Below are 3106 nucleotides of genomic sequence, written 5' to 3' on the forward strand. Positions count from 1 at the left end.
CCTCAGAGCTGCGCTGGCCGTCGGCACCGCCGCCCTCGCCCTCACCACCGCGCTCAGCCACACCTCTCACACCCCGCCGGACCCACAGCCACAACCTCAGCCGCAGCCCCGTCCGCTGCCACCCCGACCCACAGGCGTCACCTCACTCACCTACGCCGGAACCACCGGAACACCCGACCTCCGCAGCCACTCCTTCACCTTCCGAATCCGCGCGACCCTCACCCAGGGACCGCCCACCACCCTGGAACAACTCAGCCAGCCCTATGACGAGTTGACCATGACTCTGCGACCGCCGGCCCCCGTCGTACTGCATTCCGGAATGACCCAATCCATCACCCTGCGGATCACCGCCCGCCGCTGCACAGGACTCCCCATCGGAGTCGAACTCCCCTTCCTGAATGTAACGCTGCGTAACACGCGCGCAATAGAAAACCCGAGCTACATACTCGGCGCCGCATACGCCGCAGACCTGACAAAGTCACTGCGCGCCGTCTGTCCGCAACCGGCCCGGCGAACGAACCAACTCTCGTAACGGAACTGCGGTTTCTCACATAGTGAGCCAACCGGACCAGGCCACTAAAGCGTGATCTGCCCGCATTGCACTACCTGGGTTTCACATTGGCATAACAAGACAGTCACATCCTGCCGACGCCGGTCCCCCACCCCACCCACTGCCCTTAGAGTCACGGCCAGTCACCGCGCCGCCGGGCGCGACTGCAAGCACGGCAACAGACCACTTACCCAGTACGGCCCGGCGAGTGCAACGGCTCCTCAGCAGAGGGGGCCGCGCCTGGGAAAGGACTCACCGTGCGAAACCGTTCCTTGCTCATACTCACCACCGCCATCACCACCGGTGCCCTCACACTGACCGCCTGCGGTTCGCGCGACGACAACAAGAAGAGCAGCAGCGACGGCAACATCACCGTTGTCATCGGTGTCGACGCGCCGCTCACCGGCTCGCTCTCCGCGCTCGGCCAGGGCATCAAGAACTCCGTCGACCTCGCCGCGAAGACCGCGAACAAGAACAAGGAAGTCAAGGGCGTCACCTTCAAGATCCAAGCCCTCGACGACCAGGCCGTTCCGGCCTCCGGCCACCAGAACGCCGTTCAGCTCGTCGCCAACAAGGACGTCCTCGGCGTCGTCGGCCCGCTGAACTCCGGCGTCTCGCAGTCGATGCAGCAGGACTTCTTCAAGGCCCACCTCACCCAGGTCTCGCCGGCCAACACCAACCCCTCGCTCAGCCAGGGCGACAACTGGGGCTCCGGCGATCTGAAGCGCCCCTTCGACACCTACTTCCGTACGGCCACCACCGACGTCATCCAGGGCCGCTTCGCCGCGCAGTACTACTACAACGACGCGAAGAAGCGGAAGGTCTTCGTCATCGACGACAAGCAGACCTACGGCGCAGGCCTCGCAGCGATCTTCTCCAAGGAATTCCAGCGGCTCGGCGGAAAGGTCGTGGGCACCGACCACATCACGACCAAGGAAACCGACTTCTCCAGCACCTCGGACAAGGTCAAGACCTCCGGCGCCGACTCCGTCTACTTCGGCGGCCAGTACCCCGAGGGCGGCCTCATCTCCGACCAGGTCAAGAAGGCCGGCGCGAAGATCCCCACCATGGGTGGTGACGGCATCTACGACCCCGCCTTCATCTCGGCCTCCGGCGTCGCCAACGACGGTGACCTCGCCACCTCCGTCGGCTACCCCGTCGAGCAGCTCGACACCGCGAAGACCTTCATCGCCAACTACAAGGCCGGCGGCTACAAGGACCCCTACGCGGCCTACGGCGGCTACTCCTACGACGCAGGCTGGTCCATCATCCAGGCCGTCAAGGCAGTCGTCGACGGCAACGGCGGAAAGCTCCCCTCCGACGCCCGCGCCAAGATCACCGCGGCCATGTCCAAGGTCGCCTTCGACGGCGTGACCGGCAAGGTCGCCTTCGACCAGTACGGCGACACCACGAACAAGCAGCTCACCGTCTACAAGGTCGTGAACGGCGCCTGGAAGCCCGTCAAGAGCGCCACGTTCAAGGACTGACCCACCGCACTGCCCCGCACCAACTGAAACAGACCGCGCGAGGGCGCAACAGCGCCCTCGCGCGGAGTCATATCCGACACGCTCATCGGAGGCCTGCGGTGCATGAACTGCCGCAAACGCTGGCCAACGGCCTGACCCTCGGCGCCCTGTATGGCCTCATCGCCATCGGCTACACCATGGTCTACGGCATCGTCCAGCTCATCAACTTCGCCCACGGCGAGATCTTCATGATCGGGGGCTTCGGCGCCCTCACCATCTACCTCTGGCTCCCCAGCGGAACCTCTCTGTGGGTGGCACTCCCGTTCATGATCATCGGCGGCATCGTCGCCTCGACGGCCGTAGCCACCGCCGCCGAGAGATTCGCCTACCGGCCACTGCGCAACGCGCCCCGCCTGGCCCCTTTGATCACCGCGATCGGCCTGTCCATCGCACTCCAGCAGATCGTCTGGGGCTTCTACCCCGACGCGAAGAAGGCCCGCAGCTTCCCCGAATTCCACGGCAGCGCCTTCAAGATCACGGACAACCTGCAGATCCAGCGCGGCGACCTCTTCCTCCTCATAGCCGCCCCCCTCTGCATGCTCGTCCTCGGTGTCTTCGTCGCCAAGAGCCGCTCCGGCCGCGCCATGCAGGCCACCGCGCAAGACCCCGACACCGCGAAGCTCATGGGGATCAACACCGACCGCATCATCGTGATGGCCTTCGCCATCGGCGCCGCCTTCGCCGCCGTCGCAGCCGTCTCCTCCGGCCTCAAGTACGGCCAGATCAACTACGAGATGGGCTTCATCGCCGGCCTCAAGGCCTTCACCGCAGCCGTACTCGGCGGCATCGGCAACATCTACGGCGCCATGCTCGGCGGCGTCGTCCTCGGCCTCGCCGAAGCACTCTCCATCCAGTACATCCAGGACATCCCCGGCATGGACAAGCTCGGCGGCGGCGCCTGGGCCAACGTCTGGGCCTTCGTCCTCCTCATCGTCGTCCTCCTGGTCAGGCCACAAGGCCTACTGGGCGAACGAGTCGCGGACAGGGCGTGATACCGATGACCACCCAAAACACCCCCGTCATCCCCCTC

General features: G+C 65.4%; 2 protein-coding genes. Both read left to right on the top strand.

Annotation, left to right across the window (positions count from 1 at the left end):
- Positions 1-807: 807 nt before the first annotated feature.
- On the top strand, positions 808-2037 hold the full coding sequence (locus J0695_RS38360) for a branched-chain amino acid ABC transporter substrate-binding protein (RefSeq protein WP_206969471.1): 1230 nt from the start codon (positions 808-810) through the stop codon (positions 2035-2037).
- A 98-nt stretch (positions 2038-2135) separates the two neighbouring features.
- Positions 2136-3068, top strand: a complete 933-nt coding sequence (locus tag J0695_RS38365; protein ID WP_206969472.1) for a branched-chain amino acid ABC transporter permease — start codon at positions 2136-2138, stop codon at positions 3066-3068.
- The last annotated feature ends 38 nt before the right edge of the window (positions 3069-3106 follow it).

The organism is Streptomyces beijiangensis (assembly GCF_017315755.1).
Classification (GTDB): Bacteria; Actinomycetota; Actinomycetes; order Streptomycetales; family Streptomycetaceae; genus Streptomyces; species Streptomyces beijiangensis.